Source organism: Streptomyces sp. NPDC087901 (genome assembly GCF_044742205.1).
Taxonomy (GTDB): Bacteria; Actinomycetota; Actinomycetes; order Streptomycetales; family Streptomycetaceae; genus Streptomyces.
Genome location: NZ_JBIUUC010000025.1, coordinates 16,617 through 41,036 on the forward strand (window position 1 = coordinate 16,617; position 24,420 = coordinate 41,036).

General features: G+C 66.5%; 1 protein-coding gene (cut by both window edges). It reads left to right on the forward strand.

Every position in this 24,420-nt window falls within one protein-coding gene, locus ACIOEW_RS39230, for a lonely Cys domain-containing protein, read on the forward strand. The gene is 54,576 nt long; 16,561 of those nucleotides lie to the left of the window and 13,595 to its right, leaving coding positions 16,562-40,981 in view, spanning codon 5,521 (partial) through codon 13,661 (partial); the first codon wholly inside the window starts at position 3. Both the start codon and the stop codon lie outside the window.

Below are 24,420 nucleotides of genomic sequence, written 5' to 3' on the forward strand. Positions count from 1 at the left end.
TCAACGCGGCCCGCGCCTTCCTCGCCCCCGGGGCCGGCGACGCACACGATCCCGAGGCCGCCCTGAGGCCAGTCCTCGACGAGTTCGGGGGCGCTTCTCTCGCCGAGCTGATGGACGCGTTTGTCCAAGCCGCCTACGCCAACAGCAACGCGCCCTACACGCTTAGCCAACTGTGGGCGGCAAGGCCTTATTTGCGACCGTCGAGCGTGCCCGTACGCCCGCAGGCCACGCCCCACCACGCCTATGCGGTCCGGCATGAGCTGCTCGGCCGCGGTCTCATTGTGGGCGAGCGCCCGGCGAGTGAGGCGCACTGGCTGCTGCAGGTACACCGAGCGCTGAGCGTGCCGGGGCCCATCAGCCTTTTCAGCCAGGCCGTGCTGGCACACGCACTTTCCTCGGGGACGCACACCCTTTTCGAGGTGCTGCATGCCGTCAACGCTGACAGTCCCTCAGCCGAACTTGCCGAAGCGCTTGGAGCAGATGCCCGAGTCCTCCACGCATGGGCCGACCGGAACCTCGACCCGAGGAGGCGGCTCCCGAAGCGCCATTTCGCAAGCGGTCTGCTGGTGCCGCCCTACACGCGAGCGTACGACGAGTTGGTGGCCGGCGTGTCCGCACCCACCGACGCCGCATCCCCGGACGAGCTGAGGCGGATGCTTCTCGACCCGGCCGACTACCCGACTTCCGCTCTCCCCGCACCCCTGCAAGAACGACTTGCCAGCATCAAGCGCTGGCACCGGCACTACGGCCAACGCGACCTGCTGGATAGCACCGCGCTTAGCCGATTGACGGTCGGTCACGTTGTGGCGCTGCGGCTGCACAGTGACGCCGCCGAGACGCCGTTGGCCGCCTTGACGACGTTGTTCGCGGAAGCGGGCATGGACGCAGGCACAACCGCATGGCTGTCCCAGTGGGCGCAGTGGTGGATGCACCAGGCACGGACTCGAGCCGCCTCGGGCACGGACGGTGTCTACGGCGGCGACGCCCGGCTCTTCCCGCTGCTGCTGTCCCGAGACTCCGGCTTCCGGAACCTGCTCGGTGAAGTAGCTGCATACGGCGGCACGGGTGGCCCCGGGCCCGACGGCCAGCGCCTGCGGCAGAGCCTCGACGAGTACGCCGAGCGCATGGTGCGCATCCTTCCCTCCCATGCCTGGACTGCCGTTCAGACGCTGGAAGCGCTTCCCCCGTTTGGCCGCGAAGTTTGGTGGACAGAGCTCGTTCAGGACCAGGCAACAGTCCCCAGTCTGCCCGCCGTCGGTTCGCAGATTCTCATGGATCCGACGCGGTTCCTCGCCGCCAGCCCGAACGCACAGCAGGCGTTCGCACGTCCCATCAACGCCGACCCTGTGCCGGGCGGCGGGCCTCGCCAACTGCGTGTCTACCGTGTGGCTGAATCCACCGGCCGCGACACCACTCTCTTCGCCAGTCACCCGACTCAGCTCCAGGTCAGTTACCCGCCGGGCATGGCGTTTCGCGTGGTGAGTACCCGGCTAGTTGCCAACCGCAGCGGCAGGACCTTCGCAGAAGTCACCCTCTCCGAGGCCACACCCCTATCCGGCCAGCCGCCCACATCTGCAGACGCCCCATCTCGGACACAGACTCAAGCCCAGCCTCGAACTCAAGCTCCGCCTCCGCTGCCAGCTTCGCCGCGCCCCGGGACCGGCCAGGCTGCCGGTATTGCCTGGCTCACCTCCGGCACCGACCGGCACGCCACCATCGTCCACTCCATTGCGGAGCTGATCGATTCTGCCGTCCAGGGCCGGGCTGGCAGCGAAGCGAGCGTGCACGGGAGCGCACCGTGGCGGGACGCCCTGGGGGACTGGCTGACGCATCGCCAGTCTCCCGCCATCCTGAAGACCCTGGACCTCAAGGATCTGGCGACCCTGTACTTGGTGAGTGGAGCCGACGGACGTCTCCTGGGCGAGTTGGCCGTCGAAGGCGAAGACGCGGCCTCTGACAGCCTGCGACGCCGGGCCCGCCTCGCCGTCGACCACGCCTTCGCCAGCGGTGGCATGACCGACCACCTGCCGCTGCTGTTCCTGCGTGACCCGGCCTTCGCCCAGTTGGCGTCCGAGGCTGCTCAGGTTATGGGACAGCCCGATTCTGGGCGTCGCGCTGAGGAACTCCGGGCGATGCTCGCAGACCTGGCTGCGCAGATGGTCCCGGGGATGCGCGAGGAACTTCGTGAGCACCGAAACCGCGCCGTCGCTGCGGTACTTGCCCTGCCGCGGGAGATGGAACCCGTGTGGTGGTCGACCCACGAATCAGGACCGTTGGAAGGTGGCGTCGGCACGCTCTCCCAGCGTTCCCCGGATCTTCCGGGACTGCACGCCGCCACCATCGACCGGACTGCGGCGCTCAACACAGCACGGGCGCGCGTCGACGCGTCGGACACCGGCCATCCAGTGCTGTGGGAGGTGCGCAGGTCAAGCGGGCGCTCCCTTGCGCCGTTCTCCCGCGACCCGGAGTCCCGACCGGTGATATTCCCGGAGCGCACTCGGCTGCGGATACTGGACAGCAGACTCGTGCACGACGCCCGGACCGGGCTGGCTTACGCCCATGTCACAGCCGAAGAGATCCCTTTCCGGGCCGAGCCGGTGTGGAACCACCCCGTCGCCACCCGAGTTCTGCACTCCGCCCACGGCAACGACACCCGAATTGGTGTCACCGGCGCCGACGCGCCGGCCGCCGCCGCCCGGACAGAACCGCCAACCACCCCGTACATTGCCGGCAGCAACGCACGTGCCTGGGATGCGAACCTAGCGTCGACGCCACCCTCAACCCGTCGCATCGGTGCGCTACTCGTCGACCGGTCAGAGGACCTGCGCGTCGTCCGCACCGACCGCGTCACCGGCACTGTCGCGTATCAGCCCGGGACCGAGGCCCACACGGGCCACTCGGCCACGCCGAAGAGTGCTCGGGCCGAATCTGGCCCTGTCCTCGAGCTCGCAGTAGAGCGCACTCCCGGCCCGACGCACGTTGCCGCGTTGCGCCTGCTCACCGGCCCGGACCGCCCACTGCTCAGCGACCGGTTCACCGTGGGCGGGCAAGGGTTTGCACAACTGCGCGACCAGGCTGAGAAGCTGGCCGTTACTTTGTTCGACAGGCGCAGCTCTGACTACCCGCAACTCTTGCTTGGTGATCCGGAAATCCGCGCGCTCCTGCAGGAGGCCGAAACGGTTCCTGCACACGAGCCCCACGGCAATCAGTGGGTTGCGGAAATCCGCGCGGACGTTACCGCCCGCGCCCGCGAGCTCGCCCCCGGTCTGAGAAAGAAAATTACGGCCCACCTGAGTGCGGCGGCCGAGGCCCTGCTGACGTTGCCGCTGCTGGAGGGGCCGGTGTGGTGGGTCATGCCAGCAGACTCCAGTCTGCCGGCGGCGCTGGACGCCATCACCATCCCTCGCTTCCACCAGGTGGAGGCTAGCCAGAGTGCGGCTTTGGACGCTCTCTTCGAGCAGCGTGCACCGCACACAGGTCAGAGGATTCTTGTCCAGCTGGACTCCTCGTCTGCCCGGGATATCACCGACGTCCTGGCCGAGGGACAGGATGGGCCTCGCAGCGGCATGTTTCCGCAGGACATCGAATTCCGGGTCGTCGCCCGGGAACGGCACACCGACGAATCCGGGCACTCGTACGTATACCTGCGCGTCGCCCATGCCGAGCTGAAGATCGCGGCCCGGTTCCCCACGAAGGGGTTCAACTCTGCCCCGCCTGGGAACGAGGATGGGTCTGCGGGTAGGGCGGGCGACTCAGTCGGCGTCCTGGGCGATGGTTCTTCAGCTGTGGTGTCGCCGTTGGACATGGCTGTTGATGCTCCGGGCTGGATTCTCTCCCGGATCCGCTATCTGCAGGAGGCGGAGTTCTTCGAGGATAGTCTGGCCGCTCATCTGATCCGCATGGGGGAGGTCAACGAGGAGCTTGGCAAGATGACGCGTGCCGCATGGCGGCACGCAGTGGACGCGGGCATGGACCTGACGCTGTTCGGGACCGAGAACGTGCAACAGCCCGGCGCGGTCGGCACCGACCCGTACCGGCTTGCGCGTGTGGCCATGGAGGGCAGCCTGCGTGAGCGGATGGCCTTCATGTTCAACGGCGGTGTGATGAACGGCCTGATCCCCGGCCTTCTCGGTCGCCTAGAGAGGCCGCAGTGGATCGAGGACCAATATCAGGTCCGGCGGGACCCTAGAACCAAAAGGCCTGACGTATTGGTGCGCTTCCAAGAGGCCGAAGCGCGGTACAGAGCGGCATGGCAGGCCGCGCAAGGTGGTCGACAGGACCTGATCGCTGATCTGTCCGTACTGGAAGCGGAGTACTTGCGGGCTGCCGAGGGGATGGGTACCGGGATCCCGGTGGGCGATGTGCTGCCTTCGCTGAGCGATGCGGAGTGGGAGCACATCGGCGACAGCGAGACCCTGCCATGGGTCTACGCGACCAGCAAGATGACTATTCCGCTCTGGGCCGATCTGCACCCGGCATCCGAGGACACTGGTGGTTTGATCAAGTCGGGGATATCGGGCACCACCTTCCGGTATATGCGCATCGCGGCTCAGATGAATGAGCAATGGGGGCTAAACCTGGATCTCGGGCTGGTCAGACTTGCAGCGCTCAGCAGTATGCTGCCCTCCCCCTTCGTCCACGAGACGGAGGGGGCCCGAGGGGGGCATCACACCTTCCACGAAGTGATGAAGGGCGCACAGCACGCCCTGGATGAACTGCCCGGCCACGATCCGGCCCTCGACTATGTCGATGACCTGTACCGGTACCGAGACATCTATCCGCTGAGCGAAGGCGAACTGCGAGAGAGCGTCGCACGCGACGGCAAGTTCCCCGACGAACACGCCCTGGAAGCATGGTTCGGGAACCATGCGAAGTCGTCGAATCAAGAGCCCAGCACGGGGACGGTGAGTGGTCCCTCTGCCGATCAGGACGCCAGGACCCGGTTCCCTGCCACAGGGTGGAACTCTGCTCAGGCCCAGGACGAGGACACGACCTCCACCGTGTCTGCTCTGGTTCGCCAGCAGTCGCAACAGCTCCCCGAACAGGGCGAGGCGGTGACGGCTGTTGTCCCCGGCGAGCAGAGCCTTGTACAGGTGAGCGCTGTCGACAACGACCGCGATACTCCAAGAGCTCAGTCGTACCCAGCCCGTGAGGACTGGAATGCGGACCGAGGCACCAGTGAGCCGACAGCCGGGAGCCACTCCCTTGTACTGAGTCCGACACGGCTTACAGGTATGTACGGAGACCCTCGTTGGGAAGCCCTGAGCCGCCGGCACGAAACAGCCCTGGGCCTGGTGCTGGCCATCGACCCCAGAGTCATCAACACGGCCCGGGGCGCGGTCGGGGCTCTGCACGAGTATCTCGGTCGCCTGGTGGGCCCGAGCGCGGCGAGTGCGTTCTTCCGGAACGTCCCCGACCCGTCGGCCTCTCTGGCACGGCTGCTGGACGAGGACGGTGGAGCACATCTCGCAGAGCTGATGAGCGCGTTCCATAACGCCGCCTATGGCAACACGACCTCTCCAAACACGCTCAGCCAATTGTGGGCCTCCAACCCGCGCCTGAACGTTATGGGTTTGCCGCTGGCGCCGAGGCGAGTCGCAGATCTTGACAGAAACAGTGACTCTTACTGGGTTATGACGCGCCATCGTGGCTACCGGATCATCCATGGCACTTCGCCGTTGACCGAGTGGCTGCTGCAGGTGTACCAGAGCCTCGCTGTTCACAATCAGCACCCGGTGCAGTTCCGCGATGCGCTGCTCGGTTGGATGCTGCCAGCCCACACCTCCTCACTCGTGGAGGTCCTGCAGGCCTCCCAGCGTGTAGGTGTGCGCGACGAGACGGAGCCCGATCCGGCGGTCATCGATGCCTCTCGCCTCTACGGCTGGGCCGCCGCGTTCTTCCAACCGCGTGCAGAAGGGGACTCCAGCCACCTTTGGGAGCACCTGTGGCAACCGCACCAGCGTCTCTACGGTGAGCGGACGACATGGCTTACCGCACAGGTCACCCATGATGGCTCAGTGCTGAGGACTATCAGGACCCTGTATGGTCTGCGAGAGGCTGTCGGGTCCTACCCGCAGTTTGACGAGGCATCGCCAGACGCTCCCGCCGAAGTAACAGGTGTTCAGCGCAGACAAGCATGGCGTGCCTGGCTGCTGCGCCACCGAGACGAAAACTTGATTCTCAACGTCAAGCTCGAGCTCGTCCCCGCGCTATACCTGGCCAGCGGATCCGACGTACGTCTGTTCCACGCACCGATCGCGGGTGATCCGGACAGTGTGCAGTGGCGACGGCGGCTCGCCCGATCCCTAGTTGATCAAGCATTCGACTTGGGTGACCTCCGCTTTTCCATGCCGCTGCTGTTCCTGCGGGACTCGACCTTCCGTCTGCTCGCGGACCGAGCTAGAGCCGTTCCCGTCCTCGCGTTCGACCGGGACACCCAACTCAGCGACATGCGCGCCAGACTTGTTCACCGAGCAAGCGAACTGGTCGAAGGGTTCGCTCAGGAGTTGCACGAGCACCGAGACATGGCGATGGAGGCGGTCGAGCAACTTCCCCCGGTGCTTGCCCGCATATGGTGGGCAAGTGTCGAGGCAGGCACGATGGAGGGCGACACAGCGGTGGGCCAGCCGGGCCAAACCATCGACCGAGCACCGCTTCACCAGGCAACGCTGAACCTCCGTTCGGCACTGGACGCCGCGCTCGCCTTGACTATGGCGCCCGGCTATCCAGTGCTGTGGGAGGTGCAGGAGTCGACTGCTCGAGACATCTCCATGTTCGCCCGTGATCCCGGAGACAGGCAGGTGCTCTACCCAGAGAAGAGCACCTTCCGCGTTAAGGAACGGAAGATCCGGCTGGACGGTGCGACCGGTCGCCGGTACGTGCATATCCGCCTGCGGGAGCGCAAGGCCGCACTGTCGCGCAATGCGTGGAACCGCGAAATTATCACCCGGCCCGTCATCAACGGAGATGGCCGGCTGGTCGGATTGGACAGCCATGGGAGCCGGGACTGGTGGACTGACGGCCGTTACCGGGCATATTCTCGGATCTTCGAGAAAAGCACCTATATGGTGCGAGATGCAGACACAGAAGCACTGATGTCGGGCCCGTACCCCGTGCCCTGGAACGGGGAGAGCGCGTTCTTGTGGACTGCGCACGGGTCGCGGCGCAGCATCTCCGTAATGTCGCGCTACGGCCCGAAGGTCGCCACTCCGGAGCAGGTCGGCTACTACCTCGCGCGGGTACTCGAGAGCCTTCGCATGCCCGAGACGACACGGATTGTGCTGAATTCCTGCTCAACAGGGGTGGCCGTTGTGCGAGCCGAGCGCGTGGGCCAGGCGGTTGCAGACCGTAGCGGCTACGGCGTCTTCGCCCCGTCAGCCGTTTCGGGATATACGAACCATCGGGACGGGCATGTGGAGTTGTGTCTGTGGAGTCCCGCCGACAGCCCCACCCCCGCCTGGGTTCCGTTCGAACCGCGCAAATGGACGGCGCTCGACGCAGCCGCCCGCTCTGCCCAAGAAGACTTTTACGGGCAGGCAGCCAAGTTCACCTCCCTCTATGGCACTGAGCGGTGGGAAGAGCTATCCCGCTCGTACGAAGACGCGCTCGGCCTGGCGCTGGCCGAGAAACCCTCGGTGATCGCCGCGGCTCGGCAGGCTGTGACCCGTGTCTACGACCACCAAGTCTCCCAGCACGGCCGCGCCGGCAGCGCTAGGCGGTTCCTCTCGCCCAACTACCCCCCGGATTACGGCTTCCAGTCAGCGGTCGACCGGCTGCTGGACCCGAACTCTGGTGCCACCCTGACAGAGTTGATGTCGGCGCTTGTTTACCCCCTCGTGCCGAACCCTGCTCAACAACCCCGTCCCATAGACGACTCGATCCCGGCCGTCCGTGAGCGTCGCTCGCAGGGCATCCTCCTCGTCACGGGCCAGGCATACTTGGCCAAGGAGATGTTGCAGCGATACCGCTCCATCCCGGGTGTCGTGGACGCAGACATGCCCGAATTCCGCCAGGCGGTCATCGCGTCGGTACTCCCTGACAACTTCAGCACGCTCTTCGAAGTCCTGCAGGCCTCACACGAGGCCGGGATGGGCGACGTCGTCGAGCGCACCATGATGTCCGGCGGCGCCACCCATCTGTATGAGTGGGCCGACGCCGCCCTTTCGCCGCGCGAGGACGCCCCAGAGTCCTTGCGGATGGCACTGCAGCTACCACACCATGTGCGCTACCACGACCACTGGCTCCGACTCACCTCCGAGGTCAGCGGTGACGGCGCGGTCCCCTACGGCATCTGGACCGCGCTCCACAGCGGCGATGCCCACATCGCCCGGACCGGTGAGCTGCTCACCGTTCCTCGGACTGCCGATCGGCGCCTGCCGCTGGCCACGTGGGACGCGCGGCAAAACGCCTTGGCCCAGTGGAAGCGGCGTCATAAGGGCTCTCCGCTGGACCGGCTGACCCCCCCACATGTCCTAGCGCTTTACCTGTTTGGTGGCCAGGACGCACGCCTGCTCGACCAGCGGTTCACCGTCAACCGGTCGCCGGCCCAGGTCACCGCTGAGCTCCGGCGGGAAGTCCACGCCGCCGTCAACGCCGCTGTGGACGGCGCGGTCGCCTTCCCCCTGCTTCTGCTGGGTGATGAGTCCTACCGCGCGTTGGTGCACACCCTGCAGACCACCCCCGGGACGGTCTCCGACCTGGTGCAGCGGACGGCAGCTCTCCGGCCGGTGCTGCTGGCCCGCGCCGACGACCTGGTGAACTTGTTGTACCGGCAGATCCCGGAGCACCGCGGCATGGTCGCCGAGGCGCTCGGGCTCCTGCCGCCGGTTGAGGCCCCCATGTGGTGGCACATGACGGCCTCCGGCACGCTGGCCGACCAGTCTTCCGGCGAACTCAACGAGATCACGGCACCCGAGTTCCAAATGGTGAGGTTCACCGAAAGCGGCGCGCTCGCGGCCATGCGCGCGGAGATGCACCAGGCCCCAGCCGGGAGCCATCCAGTGCTGGTCGAGGTGGTCAAGTCGTCGGCCCGCGACGTCTCACCCTTCTCCCGCAATCCCGCACGACGGGAGGCCCGCTACCCCGAAGAAGCCGTCTTCCGAGTCCTGAATCGGACGGTGGGGCACGAGCCGGAGACCCGGCTACGATACGAACGCATCACGGTTGAGGAAGTCGAAGCGGTCCCGCAGGCCCCGGACACCGGCCCGATGCCCGCACGGCGCATGGCCTCGCGTCGGTCCACCACACCCTCCTGGCACGCCGACGTTCAGCTCCACGACATCGTCTGGGATGGCAAGGTCGTGGGCAAGGCATCGTTCAACACCCGGGACTGGCGCCGGCGCGAGGCCGCCTACCAGCAGCTGCCCACCGCGACCCGCTACCGCCAGTGGAGCAGGAACCCGAGGAGCGGCAAACAGTCCTCGATCGATCTGCCGCTCCCCACCGACCCGGCGCGGACCTTCTTCTTCGCCTCGCATGGAGCTCCGCAAGGTTTTGAGCTGGCATTGGGCAGCGGCGGAACGAAGGTTGACGACAGCACTTTTGTCAGCGAACTCATCGGCAAAATCGCCGAGTTTGGCTTCACCAGCATCATGGTGCTCGCCTGCAACGAAGCGCTGACGTCGGGTAGCGGTGTGCCCTTTGCTTCGGGTATCCGACTGCACCGGATGGCCAGCGCTTCAGGCTTGCCGGTGTACGACACGACGGGCCGCGTCGCAGTCACAACCGATGGGACAGAACCCCTCGTCGTCCACCTGCTGGAGGACAACGAGGGACGGCCCACGTCCTGGAGGATGGTCCGCCCCTCGGGCACGGCCTCGCATCCGGTCTACCCGGGAGCGGAAGACTGGAACTTGGCACCCCACGAATCCACTGCAGGGACCGCCGGCGAGACCGCCTCCTCCGACCAGGCTGGCGCCCGCCCTGTCACGTTCCCGAGCGGCGGCTGGAACTCCGCCCCGGCCCGAGGTGCGGAAGCATCAGCGGACAGGGTTGACGGCGACGCCGGCATTTTGAGCCGTGGATCGTCAGCCCTGCTAACGCCGTCGAGTGTGGCGGCTGATCTTCCAGGCTGGATTCCCTCCCGGCATCACCATCTGGAGGAGGCGGAGTTCTTCGAAAACGATCTGGCCACCCGTCTAGCATCCGCGGCCGCGGCGGACGACGTAGCCCGCCCCTCTGGCACGGCATCCCAGCCGCTCTATCCAAGCCAGGTTGCCCAGGACCACGCATACACCCAGGCGGCGGATCTGCTGGAGGATCTCAAGGCTTCCGCTATTGGGTCCGGGGTCACAGGCCAGCCGTCATCTGGCATGGAGCTGTTGGGACCGGACCTGTTCGGCCTGCGCCGGCCGACGCCGCCCCCGCCCTTCCTGGTTGGGCATGACCACACCGCTCTGACCCAGGGCCGGTCTCTTTCCTTCATCGGTCTCCTCGACATGGCAAGGCCGGAGGCCGCCCCTTCGCACGGCGAGATGGCGGCGGACGCCCTGCCGCCGGCTGAACACCTCGAAACAGAGACAGAGTGGAAGCAGGACACAAGGCAGTGGTGGCGCGCGATGCCGGATTTGCCGCAGCTTCCTGCAAGTGCCCAGATGCCACGATTGATTCACTCGATCTGGCTGGGCGGATCTTTGCGGAACACCGGTACCGAACAGGCCTTCCGCGAGGAACTGGCGGAGCGTTCCGAAGCCCACGGGGCAGAGGCGCGCTCGGTTCTGTGGACCGATGTGCCACGCGCCAAAATCGAGCAGGCCGAGACAACCGAGCTCAGCGCGCACACCGCCGAGCTCGCCGAGATCTGGGACATGCTCTGGTGGGCACAGATGAACAACATCGCACTCGTGAACGTCGACGAGGTGTTCCACGCCGAATCTCCCATGCTTCAGCACGAGTTGTATCTGAACGAAACGTTCAAACAAATAGGCCCCGGCTACGCGGCAGCAAGCGATATCCTCCGAATGGAAATCATCCACCGGTTCGGTGGCGTCTATCTCGATGGCGACGTCAGGCTCCACAATCCGGAGCAAGCAATCAAGTCGGCAAACACCCTGCCCGGGTTCGCTATGCACGTTTCGAAAAACCGCGTCGGCAATGATGTGTGGGCTGCGCCCAAGGGGCACCCGATTGCTCGCATCTATCTGAGTGAGATCCAGCAAAGATATGCCCAGCGGCAGAACTCGCTGATGGCGGAGCTCATCGATCTGCCGCTGCACCTCTTCCAGATCCCCCTAGTTGCAGTACGCCGCAACTCCGTCATGTATCGAACGGGGCCAGAAATTCTGGCAGCCGTCTTCAGAAAGATGCGACTCCCTTACGGTGAATGGCCCTCCATTAAGGGTGCAGTTAGCCGAAGCGCGGCGAGTTGGTTTCTGCCTTCCGCGCCCCGGGAGCGAGAATCGCTCGTTCCGCGGGCCGATACGCTTCGCGCCGCCCAGATGGCGGTACAGACGCTCGTGCGCGACCTGTTCAACCGTGACGGCGACCTGCACATCACCCAGGTGGAGGCGGCCCTGAAGGGGCACCCGCACCGGGACCTCATCTGGGAAGCAGGGCTCACCTTCCTCGCTCAGCGGCCGGAACTGGCCGGGCGGGTTTCCACGATCACGCTCAAGAGGCAGGAGATGGACGGGCAGCAGCACCAGGTTGAACTCCCGCACGCAGCCCAGCGCCTACTGGACTTCGGCCTCCCCGACTCGCAAGCCCACTGGCTGGGCGAGTGGCAAATACCCGTCCGCCTAGATGCCACATCCACCCAGACTCACCGGCCCGACCCCGTTACGTTCCCGGAGGTCGGCTGGAACTCCTCCCCGACGCAGGGCGCGGACCGCGAGGACGACCGCCCGCTGTTGACCCGCATTTACCAAGACCCGTCCTGGGAGAAGCTGAGCGCCGATCACGAGAGGGCGATCGGTCAAGTCCTGTCCGAGTACCCCGAAGTGATCAGCGAATCCCGCCGTGCTGTCACCGCGCTCTACCAAGTGCTGCTGCGCGCGCGGGGGCCCGCCGCGGCCGTCACCGCGTTCACCGCCGGCACCCCAATCGCCGACCCACAGCGGTTCGTGTCGAGCTTGCTCGACGAGCGCGATGACCAGGTGCCGCTGCTCCAGCTCATGTACGCCTTCAGCACAGCCGTGAAAAGCGCCGCCACATGGCCTGAGCTCTCGGCCATGCGTACAGCAACCGCCGGCCCCTGGAGGGCACCCGAGTACGACCGGGCCGGCGACTGGTACCGCGACATGCAGCGGCGCGGGTACCGGCTGACCAGCAGCCCCGCCGCGATGGTCGAGCGACTGTTTGGCGCGTACCATGCATTGGCTTTTGGCTACAAAACGCTCAGGAACCCACGGCCGCTGGTATTTCGGGAGGCTCTGCTTGGCTGGCTGCTGCTAGCCGACAAATACTCGATGGTCGAGGTCATCGAGGCGTCCCATCGGGTCGGAATGCGGGATGAGACCGAACCGGACCTGCGAGCCGTCGAGGCATACCGGCTTTACGGGTGGGCCGATGGCGCGCTCGATCCTGGGGGGAAGGCCCACGGTCTTCGCCCTGCCTTCCAACCGGACGCAGCCCTGAGTGGAAACCTCCGGCTCCCACACCGCCGGGCCTACGCGGACCACATGCGGTGGCTCACCCCGGACCTCACCCAGGATGCCTCGGTGCCGGTGTCCATCGCGCGGATGACCCAAACGCAAGGCGAGCTGCCCCCGACCGAGCAGACCGTGAACGCCCGTCCCATACCCGAAGAGACCACTCTCGCCGAACGCACGCGGGCCCTTCAGGACTGGCTGCTGCGCCACCGCTGGATCAGTCTGCTGCAGCAGGTAGACACAGCCCAGTTGCCCGCGCTCTATCTGGTGAGCGGAGCCGACGCGGTGCTGCTCGGAACCACGTCTACCGATTCGCGCAACCTGCCGGCGGTGGCCCGCTCCCTGGTGCGGGATGCGTTCGACTCCGGCGATCTGCGATTCGGGTTGCCCTTGCTCCTGCTCAAGGACGTCACCTTCGCCCGAGTGGCGGACCGGGCCAGGGACATTTCTGCTGAGGAGGCCCCGGACAGGGCGGACCGGCTCGTCGAGGTACGTCAACGGCTCATGGACCGAGCCGCCGTGGTCGCCCTCGGCCTCGCGGATGAACTACGCGAGCACCGTGGTGCTGCTAGCGAGGCTCTCGACGTACTGCCGCCGGCTCTCCGAAGCGTCTGGTTCGCCATGCTCGGACAGGACGCACCGCAGGATACGGCGGTGACGGCGGAGCCGGGCCAGGTCATTCACGTGCCGCCCTACCACCCGATGACGCTGGACCGGGACAGGGCACTGGAGTCGCTGGCGCGCGAAGGCTCCGGGGCCCCCGTGCTTTGGGAGATCACCAACTCCACCGCACGTGACGTCTCTGGGTTCGCTAGGCGTCCCGAGCAGCGCCCTGCGCGCTATCCGAGTGACGTCCAACTGCGGGTCACAAGCCGTAGGAGGCTACTAGACACGGCCACGGGACAGCCCTTTACCCACGTCACGGCCGAAGAGGTTGTACAGCTGTCTGCGGAAGTGTGGGACCGCGAGATCATTACCCGCCGGATCGTCCACCAGTCCACCGGACAACATCTCGGCTATCTCGCCTCCGACGCCCGCCTCGGCGTGCATTCGATGGCGATGTATTCCGTCCTCCACGACAACGAGCGCTTCTACGTTGTCAAGAGCACGACGCACCCCGCCAGTGGTCCCTACTCAGTGCCGTGGCAAGGCCAGAGCCCGCAATTCTTCGGTGCTCACAGCGACGGAAGAACTGTCCGCGTGGCGTCCCGCTACGGCATCAAGAAGATCAGTGGCGAGCAGCTCGGCCTCTACCTGCGGCGGTTGTACGTCGAACCGCACTTGCCGCAAGGCACGCGAATCGTGCTGGTGGCCTGCCACTCAGGCAGGAGCTTCTCCGACACCGCGCCGCTGGTCCAGCGAGCTTCGGATTGGGGCACGATGGCGATGTACGCCCCCACGGTCATGGCCGGATCGGGATTCGCCTTCGGTCAAAACCAAATGGTCCTTGTCGGCGCCGCTGCAGGTTCAGCCGCCGAGTGGGTGCAGGTCGAGCCCCGCGGCATCGACGACGCCACGGCGTCCCACGAGGCCGTTCGGCACTTTTTCGCGAAATCCGGCGAATTTCCCGGGTTCTACGGCACTCAGCAATGGGAGCAGCTCACCAGGCGCTACGAGGACGCCCTCGGGCAGGCGCTCGCCGCGAACCCCGAAGTGACGGCCGCAGCCCGCCGAGGCATCAGAAAACTGCGCGAATTCCTCTCCATCGAGTCCCCTGACACCGTCGACCAGCGCTTCGTCGGGGCCGGCATGGACGCCGACAGTGCCGAAGCGGCCATGGCCCGACTGCTCGACGACCGCTCCGACGCCGGACTCCCTCACCTCATGACCGCCTTCAGCGCAGCCGTCTTCCACGGCGGCCCGCCCCTCACATCGGGGCCGGCGGACAAGGGCAGCGAGCGGTACCAAGACCTGCACGGCCGGGGTTTGCTGGTCGTCAATGACAAGGCGGCGGGCGCCGCCACGCTCCTGGCCTTCTACAAGCGGATGCCGGGCGTGACGGAAGCAGACGCACGTGAGATCGTTCCGCCAGTTCTCGCCTGGCTCCTGCTCCGCAACCACACCACCCTGTTCGAGATGGTCGAGGTGCTGGTCGAGACCGGTACCGGCTCCGTCGTCGAAGAGGCCCTCCTATGGGGCGACGCTGCCCAGCTGTACGAGTGGGCTGACCGACGCTTCAGGCCGCGCGACTACGCCCCCGCCGAACTGCGCGACCGGCTAGTCGCCCCGCACCGGGCCATGTACGCCGAGAGCACGCACTGGGTGACGCCGCAGCTGACCGGCGACGGCACGGACCCGGCGAGCGTCCTCGAGGCACTCGTCACCGGAGTGGAGTGGATCGCCGCCGGACGTGGTCTGCCGCCAGCTCCCCAACATACGGCCGGCATCGAGCATGAACTGTTCTGGACCGCCAGACAGCGCGCCCTGCACAGCTGGATCACCCGTCATGGCGGCTCCCCCCTCGATCGGATCACGGCGGAGCAAATCACTGCTCTCTACCTGTTCGGCGGCCCCGATGCCCTGCTAATTGACACTTACGCAACGACCGACCGCAACTCCGCAGGACTGCGCCGTGAGGTCAGGTTGTTGGTCAGGGACGCGTTTCACTCGGGCGAGTTGGACAGCGCCTTCCCCTTGGCCCTGCTGGCCGATCCGACCTTCCACGGTTTGGTGCAACGCGCCAGAGCCGTACAGGCGGACGGGCCTGAGAACGAGTCCGTACTGAGCGACATACGACAGCGGCTGACGAGCCGGGGTGTCGAACTCGCCGACAGGATGCATGGGCAGCTCGCCGCCCACCACAGCGCGGCCGCCTCCGTGCTGCAGGTCCTGCCGCCTGTGCGGACCGCGGTGAGCTGGTACACGTGGGCGCCGGGCAAACTGTCGCAAGCGGATGCAACCGAGCCGAGTGACAGGTTCGACGGGATCACCGTGCCTGAACTCCACCGTGCGACCCTGCACGCCGATGTCGCACGGAGGGCCATGTGGTCCGAGCTGATGCGGGACCGCGACGACAGACACCCGGTGCTGGTCGAGGTGGTGGACTCCTCCGCCCGGGACATCTCCCCCTTCCAGCAGGACCCGGCCGCGGGCACAGTGATGTACCCGAAGGCCATGGAGTTTAAGATCCTGCACCGTGCGGTCGCCTACGATCCTGAGAACCGGCAGCAGTACGAGCGCATCCTCGTCACCGAAGCCGAACCGATGGGCAGTCAGGACACTGTCCAACCCGTTAAGTTCCCGACGGGTGGCTGGAACTCCGCGCCGGCCGAGGACACTATGGCGTCCGCGGCCACGGCAGACGCCGCCGCCGCCCGCACCTCTGGCCCGGGGGATGGCTGGAACCCCCCGCCGCGGGGGGAGGACGCCGACCGCCCGTGGCTGGCCCACATTTACCAGGACCCATCCTGGGAAGGGCTGAGCGCCGACTACGAGAAGGCGATCGGCCAGGTCCTGGCCGAGGACCCCGACGTGATCAGCGAGGCGCGCAAGGCCGTCACCGCGCTCTATCGGACGTTGCTGCCCGAGCTCGACACTGCCGCCGTCACCGCCTTCTCCGCCAGCATCGCCACCGATGACCCCCAGCGGTACCTGGCACGCCTGCTCGACGAGAGAGACGCGGATGTGACGCTGAGTCACCTCATGCGCGCTTTCGGCGACGCCGTACGGACCCTCGCCACGTGGCCGGAGCCTACCGACGGCCATACCCCAGGCACCCCCTTCTCCGCCCTGCGCAAGGCAGTCACCGGATCGTGGGAGGCGGCGCAATACGACCGCAGCAGCCACTGGTTCCGCGACATGCACGACCGGCGCGGATACCGACTGACCACTCAGCCAGCCGTGCTTGCCGAGCGGCTATTGCGCGCCCACCGGGCCCTGGCCCCCCACAATGCAAAACCGTTGGTCTTCCGGGAATCCGTCCTCGGCTGGCTGCTGCCGGCCAACACCCACTCGCTGTTCGAGATCCTTGAGGCATCGCACCGGGCTGGCCTGCGGGACGAGACCGAACCGGAGCTGCGGGCCGTCGAGGCGCGCCTGTTGTACGGCTGGGCTGACGGCGCCCTCGGGCCGAGGTTCCGGCTGGCGGGCGACGGGGCGCGTGAGGACCTGCGCCTGCCCCACCGCCGGGCCTACGCAGCACGCACGCGGTGGCTCACCCCGGGCCTCGCTCAGGATGCCTCTGTGCCGACGTCCATCGTGCGGATGATGAGGGCGAAAGAAAGGCTGCTCGCGCCCTCACAGTCCGAGACCGGCCGGCCCGCACCCGAGGACACCACTATCGTCGAGCGGCGCCGGGCGCTCCAGGGCTGGCTCCTGCGCCATCGTGACCCCCGACTGCTGCGGCAGGTCGGCACCGACCGGCTCACCTCGCTCTACCTGATGAGCGGAACGGATGCCGTGCTGCTCGGCGTCGCAGCGACAGATCCGCGCCGCTTGCCTGAAGCGGCCCGCTCCCTTGTACGTGAAACTTTCAGATCCGGCGATCTGCGGTTCGGGCTACCGCTGCTGCTACTCAGAGACGCGACCTTCCGCCGTCTCGCGGACCTGGCCCGGGATATTTCCGCCGAAGCGCCGGACCGGGCTGCCCGGCTGGCCGAGATACGGCAACAGCTGGGGGACCATGCGGCCGAACTCGTCGACAGCTTCGCGGACGAGCTGCGCGAGCACCGCGCAGTCGCCGCCGAGGCCCTCGACGTACTGCCGCCGGACCTGCGAAGCGTTTGGTTCACCACCCGCGACCAGGACGCACAGGAGCCGGAGCCGGGCCAGGTAATCGACCTGCAGCCCTACCACCTGATGACGCTGGACCGGGACCGGGCCCTGGAATCGCTGCCGCGCGACACCTCCGGGCACCCCGTCCTGTGGGAGATCGTCAACTCCACTGCGCGCGACGTCTCCGTGTTCGCGAGGCGTCCCGATCAGCTCCCCGCCCGCTATCCGGACGTCGCTGTCCGCCTGCGCGTCACACGCCGCGCGATCCTCCTGGACGCCACCGGGCAGGTGTACACCCACATCACGGCAGAGGAGGTCCGACAGCTCTCCCCGGAGGCGTGGGACCGCGAGATCATCACCCGCCGGATTGTCCACCAGACCACCGGTGAGCAGATCGGTGCCGGAGCGTACAGCGCCCGCGACATGGCGAGTCGGACAGTGATGTACTCCGCCCTCTCCGACAAGCAGCGCTTCTTCGTCGTCGAAAAAGCAACGGAACGCTACGTACGAGGTCCGCACTCTCTGCCGTGGAGTGGCAGCAGCGTCTTCTACTTCGGCGCCCACAGTGACGGCAAGCTCGTCCGCGTGCCGTCCCGCTATGGAGTCAAGGCCATCAGCGGCGAGCACCTCGGCCGCCACCTGCCGCAGCTACTCGACGACTTGCACCTGCCACACAACACCCGAATCGTGCTGCACTCCTGCTACACGGGCAAGAGCTTCGCCGGCACCGCGCCACTGGCCCAGCGGGTTGCCGAGCACGCCACGATGGTGAGGTACGCCCCCACGGTCATGAGCGGCGACTGGTCGCTGCCCGGTCTGTCTCAGCCCGACCCGGCGGTTTTCGACGAAGGGGGCGGCGATGATGTCGCCTGGGTAACCGTCGAGCCCGGCGACGCTGCCGGCAGGGCGGCGTCCCGAGAGGCCCTCCGGGACTTCTTCGCGTACACCAGCCGATTCGAGGGCTTCTACGGCGAACCGCGGTGGGAGGAGCTGACCCAAAGTTACGAGGACGCCTTCGGGCAGGCGCTCGCCGTCGACCGCAAGGTGGTGGACTCAGCCAGGCGTGCCGTCGGCAAACTACGCGACTTCCTTGTCAATGCTCACCCGGCCACTGTCAACCAGCGGTTCTTCCGGAAGGACGACCCGGGCGTAGTCGACGCCGATGCGGCCATGGACCGGCTCCTCGACGACCGCTCCGGCGCCGGACTGCGGGAGCTGATGACCGCCTTCGGCGAAGGGATCCTGCGCGGCGGCCCGCCCATCACATCGAGCCCGGTGGACAGGGGCAGCGAGCGGTACAAGGTGCTGCACGGCCGGGGTTTCCTGCTCGTCAACGACAGAGCCGCGCTCGCCGCTGCGGTCCTGTCCCGCTACAAGCGGGTGCCGGGTGTGACGGAGGCAGACGCACGTGAGGTCGTCTCACCGGTTCTCGCCTGGCTGCTGCCCGGCAACCACACCACTCTGTTCGAAATAGTGGAGGTGCTGGACGCGACAGGGATTGGCTCTGAGGTCGAGAGAGCCCTGTTTCAGGGCGACGCGGCCCAGCTGTACGAGTGGGCCGACCAGCGCTTCAGACCGAATGACCAGGCCCCGGCCGAGCTGCGTGACCGGCTGGTCGCCGTGCATCAGGTCATGTACGCCGAGAGCACACGCTGGCTGACTCCGGCGTTGACCGGCGACGGAGCCATTCCGACGAGCGTCGTCGAGGCGCTCGCCACCGGAGTGGACTCGATCAGTGCCGGTCGCGCTCTTCCGCCCGCCCCCCATAACTCGGACGCACCGGGGCGTGCACTGTCCTGGTCCGCCAGGCAGCGCGCCCTGCACAGCTGGATGGTCCGCCACGGCGGCTCCCCGCTCGATCGGGTCACGGCGGAGCAGATCACGGCCCTCTACCTGTTCGGCGGCCCCGACGCCCCGCTACTCGACCCCGGCGCGACGGTTACCGGTGCCTCCGCAGCGCCACTGAGCGATCAGGTCAGGTCTCTGGTACGGGACGCGTTCCGGTCAGGAGAACTCAACAGCGCGTTCCCGCTGGCTCTGCTGGCCGACCCGCACTTCCATGCCCTGGTGGGACACGCCAGAGCGGTGCAGGCCAGTAGTCAGGTGAACGACCCCCTCCTGCGCGACATCCGTCGACAACTGATCAAGCGGGGAACAGAACTCGCCGACCAGCTGCCAGGGCACATCGCTGCCAGCCGCGGCATGGCGGCCGCCGCACTGCGAGCGCTGCCGCCCGTGAAGTCCCCGGTGTTCTGGCACATGTGGGTGCCGGGCGTGCTGCCGCGGGCCGCCGGGAGGTCACCGGAGGACGGGTTCGACGGGACCACTGTCTCCGAATTCCATCGTGCCACCCTGTACCCCGATGCCGCACGGGGGGCCATGTGGTCCGAGCTCATGCGGGGCCGCGACGCCGGCCACCTGGTGCTGTTCGAGGCGGTGGGCTCCTCCGCCCGGGACGTCTCCCTCTTCCAGCCGGACCCAGACGCGGGAACAGTGAGGTTCCCGCGTCCTACGGAGTTCCAGGTGCTGGACCGTCAGGTGCGGTACGACCGCGAGACAGGGCAGTGGTACGAGCACGTCCGCATGGCCGAGACCGGCGGGACGGAAGCGGTGGAGGGCCAGGACGCGTCGCCCGCGCCCTTGTTTTCCAAGGAGGGGTGGATCCCTGCCTCCGCCGGGGGCGGGGATGCGTCTGCGGGTATGGCGGACGATTCCGCTGGCGTACTGAGTCATGATTCCTCGGCTGTGGTGTCGCCGTTGGGCATGGCCGTTGATGCTCCCGGCTGGATTCTCTCCAGGATCCGCTATCTGGAAGAGGCGGAGTTCTTCGAGGAAAAGCTGGCCGCTCACCTGATCCGGATGGGGGAGGTCAATGAGGAGTTCGGCAAGATGACGCGTGCCGCATGGCGGCACGCAGTGGACGCGGGCGAGGACCTGACGCTGTTTGGAACTGAGAGCGTGCAACAGCCTGGCGCCGTCGGCATAGACCCGTACAGGCTTGCTCATGTGGCCGAGGAGGGAAACCTGCGCGAGCGGATGGCTTTCATGTTCAACGGCCTGAGCACCCAGCTGATCCCAGAGCTTCTTGGTGGCCCGGAACGGACGCCACAGAAGCTTGTGGAGCAGTATGAGATCCGGCAGCACCCGAGAACCAGAAAGCCTGACGTTATGGTGAGCTTTCTGAAGGCCGAAGCGCGGTACAGAGCGGCATGGCGGGCCGTGCAAGGTGGTCGACAGGATCTCATCCCGAATCTGTCCGCGCTGGAAGCGGCGTACATGCGGGCTGCCGAGGGGATGGGAACCGGGATCCCGACGGGCGATGTGTTGCCTTCGCTGAGCGATGCGGAGCGGGAGTACATCGGCGATAGCGAAACCCTGCCGTGGGTTTACGCGACCAGCGACATCAGCATGCCGCTCTGGGCTCCACTGCACCTGGCATCCCAGAGCACTGGCGGCTTGGTCAAAACCGGAATTTCGGGCTCCAGCTATCGGTTTATGCACCACGCGATCCGGATGAATAAGCAATGGGGGCTAAATCTGGATCTCGGCCTGGTCAGGCTTGGGGTGCTCAGTGGGATGCTCCCCTCCCCCTTTGTTCACGAGCGAGAGGTGGCCCGAGGGGGACATCACACCTTCCACGAGGTGATGAAGGGCGCGCAGCTCGCCCTGGACGAGCTGCCTGGTCACAACCAGGCGCTGGACTATATCGATGACCTGTACCGGTACCGGAACATCCACCCCCTGAGCGAGACCGAACTGCGGGTGAACGTCGCACGCGGGGGTGAGTTTCCCGATGAACACGCCCTAGCGGCGTGGCCCGAGAGTGACACGGAGGCCTTGAACGAAGAGCCAAAGACGGGAAGGGTGATCGGTTCCACTGCCGTACAGGAGACCGTGGCTCGGTTCCCCACGGTGGGGTGGAACTCTGCCCCGGCACAGGACGGGGACGAGTCCGCGGGTATGGCTGACGATTCCGCTAGCGTCTTGCGTCATGGTTCCTCGGCTGTGGTGTCGCCGTTGGGCGTGGCCGTTGATGCTCCGGGCTGGATTCTCTCCCGAAGCCGCTATCTGGAGGAGGCGGAGTTCTTCGAGGACAATCTGGCCGCTCATCTGATCCGGATGGGGGAGGTCAATGAGGAGTTCGGCAAGATGACGCGTGCCTTGTGGCAGCACGCGGCGAGCTCTGGCGCGGACGCGACCCTGTTCGGCAATGCCGAGACAGGCCCCGGTGCGGTCGGCGCCGACCGGGACAAGCTCCGACGTGTGGCCGAGTCCGGGAGTCTGCGCGAGCGAACTTCCTTTATTTACCAGGGTGTCGCTGCCGGACTGATCCCCGGACTTCTCGGGGACCCGCTCGTAGATCCGCGGGAGATCGCGGATCAGAATCAGCTTCGGGGAGACCCCAGGAACGGAAAGCCTGAAGTTAGGGTCCGCTTTCTGGAGGTAGAAGGGCGGTACCTGGCGGCAATGCGTGCCGTGGAAAGTGGTCGGTCGGATCAGATCCCGCCGGCGTTGGAAGCGGCTTATTTGCAGGCTGCCGAAGGGTTGGGCACTGGGATTCCGGTGGACGACGTGCTGCCTCCGCTGAGTGATGCGGAGCGGGAGCACATTGGCGACGAGCAGATCTTGCCGTGGGTCTATGGGACCAGCCACATCAACATGCCGCTCTGGGCTCCACTGCACCTGGCATCCGAGGACACGGGTGGTTTGATCGCGACGGGGATATCGGGCACCACCTACCGGTGGATGCGCATCGCTGCTCTGATGAATGAGCAATGGGGGTTGAATCTGGATCTCGGGCTGGTAAGGCTTGGGGCGCTGAGCAGCATGCTGCCCGCGCCCTTCCGGCACGAGACCGAGGTGGCCCGAGGTGGGGACCACACCCTCCACGAGATGATGATGGGTGCGCAGCTCGCCCTGGATGAACTGCCTGACCATGATCCGGCCCTCGACTATGTCGATGACCTGTACCGGTACCGGAACATCCACCCGCTGAACGAGGACGAACTGCGGGAGCGCGTCGCGCGCGACGGCAAGTTCCCCGACGAGCACGCCCTGGAAGTCTGGTCCGAGAACCACACGAAGTCGTTGGACCAGGAGCCCAACCCAGGATCGGCCCCTGACCGGCGGGCACCGAAGACGCGGTTGGTGCAGGCAAGCGAGAGTCAGTCGGTCGTCACAGGCACTGTGCCGGCCCCGTATGACCCTCACTCTGACGCCCCGAACCCGTCCGCCACATCGAAGCCGCCTACCATCGCTGACGCGGTCGCTAGCGTGCTCCTCGGTGAGACGCCTGACCCCGAGGAGTCCCCTGTCGGCGGCGTGAACAGTCAGACCGCCGATCGCACGATGCACGCTGTCCCGCACACCACCAAGGACACGCAGAACGTCGAGCACGAATTGCCGCGGCTGCCGTTCGGCGCACCGGCCGACTCGCCCAAGGATCACAACGCGCTGCTCGACGAGAGCGCGAGGCACCTTGTCGGGGCTGCGTCGCCACCGGAGACCGAGGTGCGGCGGATGGTGCGCGTTCAGCTCTCCTCACTGCCTGGGGTGACGGTCGTCGTGGATGACGCCGCGAATTTTGGTCACCAAGCAGCGGCCACCATGCTGATGGACTCACTTAACGAGCTGGGCTACACAGGACGTTTCACCCTCATTGCTCCGGAAAGCGTGCTCGATCGGCTGCAGCTACTTGTATCGGCTGCCATGAGAGCGCGGATCGACTGGCGGACTGGCACGTTCGGCGAGGGGGAGACACAGAGTGGAACCGCGGATGACGCCGCGCACAAGCCGAACTCTCTGGTCCTGGTGGCCGCGAGCGACCGCCTCGACTCCGACCCGGACACGGCCAAGGACTTCCTCGACCTCCTCGGGGCCGACCGGGCAGTCGTACTCAAGCCGTATGCCTGGGGCGAGTCCCACCGCCTGCTGTACACCCGTTCCGGACCGGAAACCCCGGTAACAGTGCAGGACTTGGAGAACGACGGCACGGACAGCCCGCCGATACCCAGCAACGCCCTGTACCGCTTCCGCGTGCCGGACCTGTCCGGATCCGAACTGGACACCCTGATCACCACGCAGGTCGGCGGTGTCCGAGGCGATGGTCTGCGGGTCCTGGCTGGCGCGATACGCGGCGGCAGGGTTGATCTGATGCCGGTCTACGGGTTGCACAATGTTGCCGTTCCCGGCCGTGCCTCCGCCGTGGGCGTCCTGGCCAGCGGGGTGCACTCGGCAAAGCTGAGCAAGCCATCGGTGGTGCTGACTCTCGGCAACGCCACCGTGTCCTTTGCTCCCAGCCACACCGCGGACTGGCTGGCCCACGCCGACCTCGCAGACGGAGATCTTGCCGAGCGGATCGCTGTTCTCCGCCAGGATCAGGTGCTGGTCGTGAACGGTGGACGACTGCCGCAGGACGTTTTCCGGCAGGTGTACCAGCTCGGCACCCTCCCGGCCGTACTGGAGGGTGCCAACACCAGCAACCTGGCACAGCTCATAGGCCGGCCCTTCTTCTCCGTGCTCACCCACCACACGCCCTACGACCGCCTTGACCCCGACGCAGCCGACCGGCTTCAGGACGTCACCGACGCCATCGTCCGCGAGAGCGAGTGGGGCGCCCAGTTGCAGGACGCCCCGGGTTGGGAGGAACTCCAGGCGGCCGAGACCGCTCAGTCGGTGATGAACTCGCTCCCCGCCCAGAATGGCGGCCGACTCCTGACGCAGGACGAGATGTCACGGCTGACCGACGTCCTGCCGAAGGAACAGATCACTGACATTCTCGACGACGACGAAACCATCCAGCGGATGGTGGATTACGACCCCAATGACATGCGGCAAATGAAGCGCCAAATGCGAGACCCCGCGGAAGCCATCGTCACCACCGAACAGGTGACCCTTTTGCAGGACGCGGTCGCCTCCTACCGCGCCGAGCAGGAGGCTGTCGTAAAGGAGGCGATGGGCAGCTACTCGGTCGCTCCGCAGCCGGAGCAAACAGAGATGATCGCGTCTGCGGTCAGGGAGTCGAGGACCGAGGGGACGGCACTCAATACCTACTTCCAAGGACTCGCTGCGCAGGCGCAGGACCCGCGCAATGACCAAGTGCTTCAGGCCCTGCGCGTCG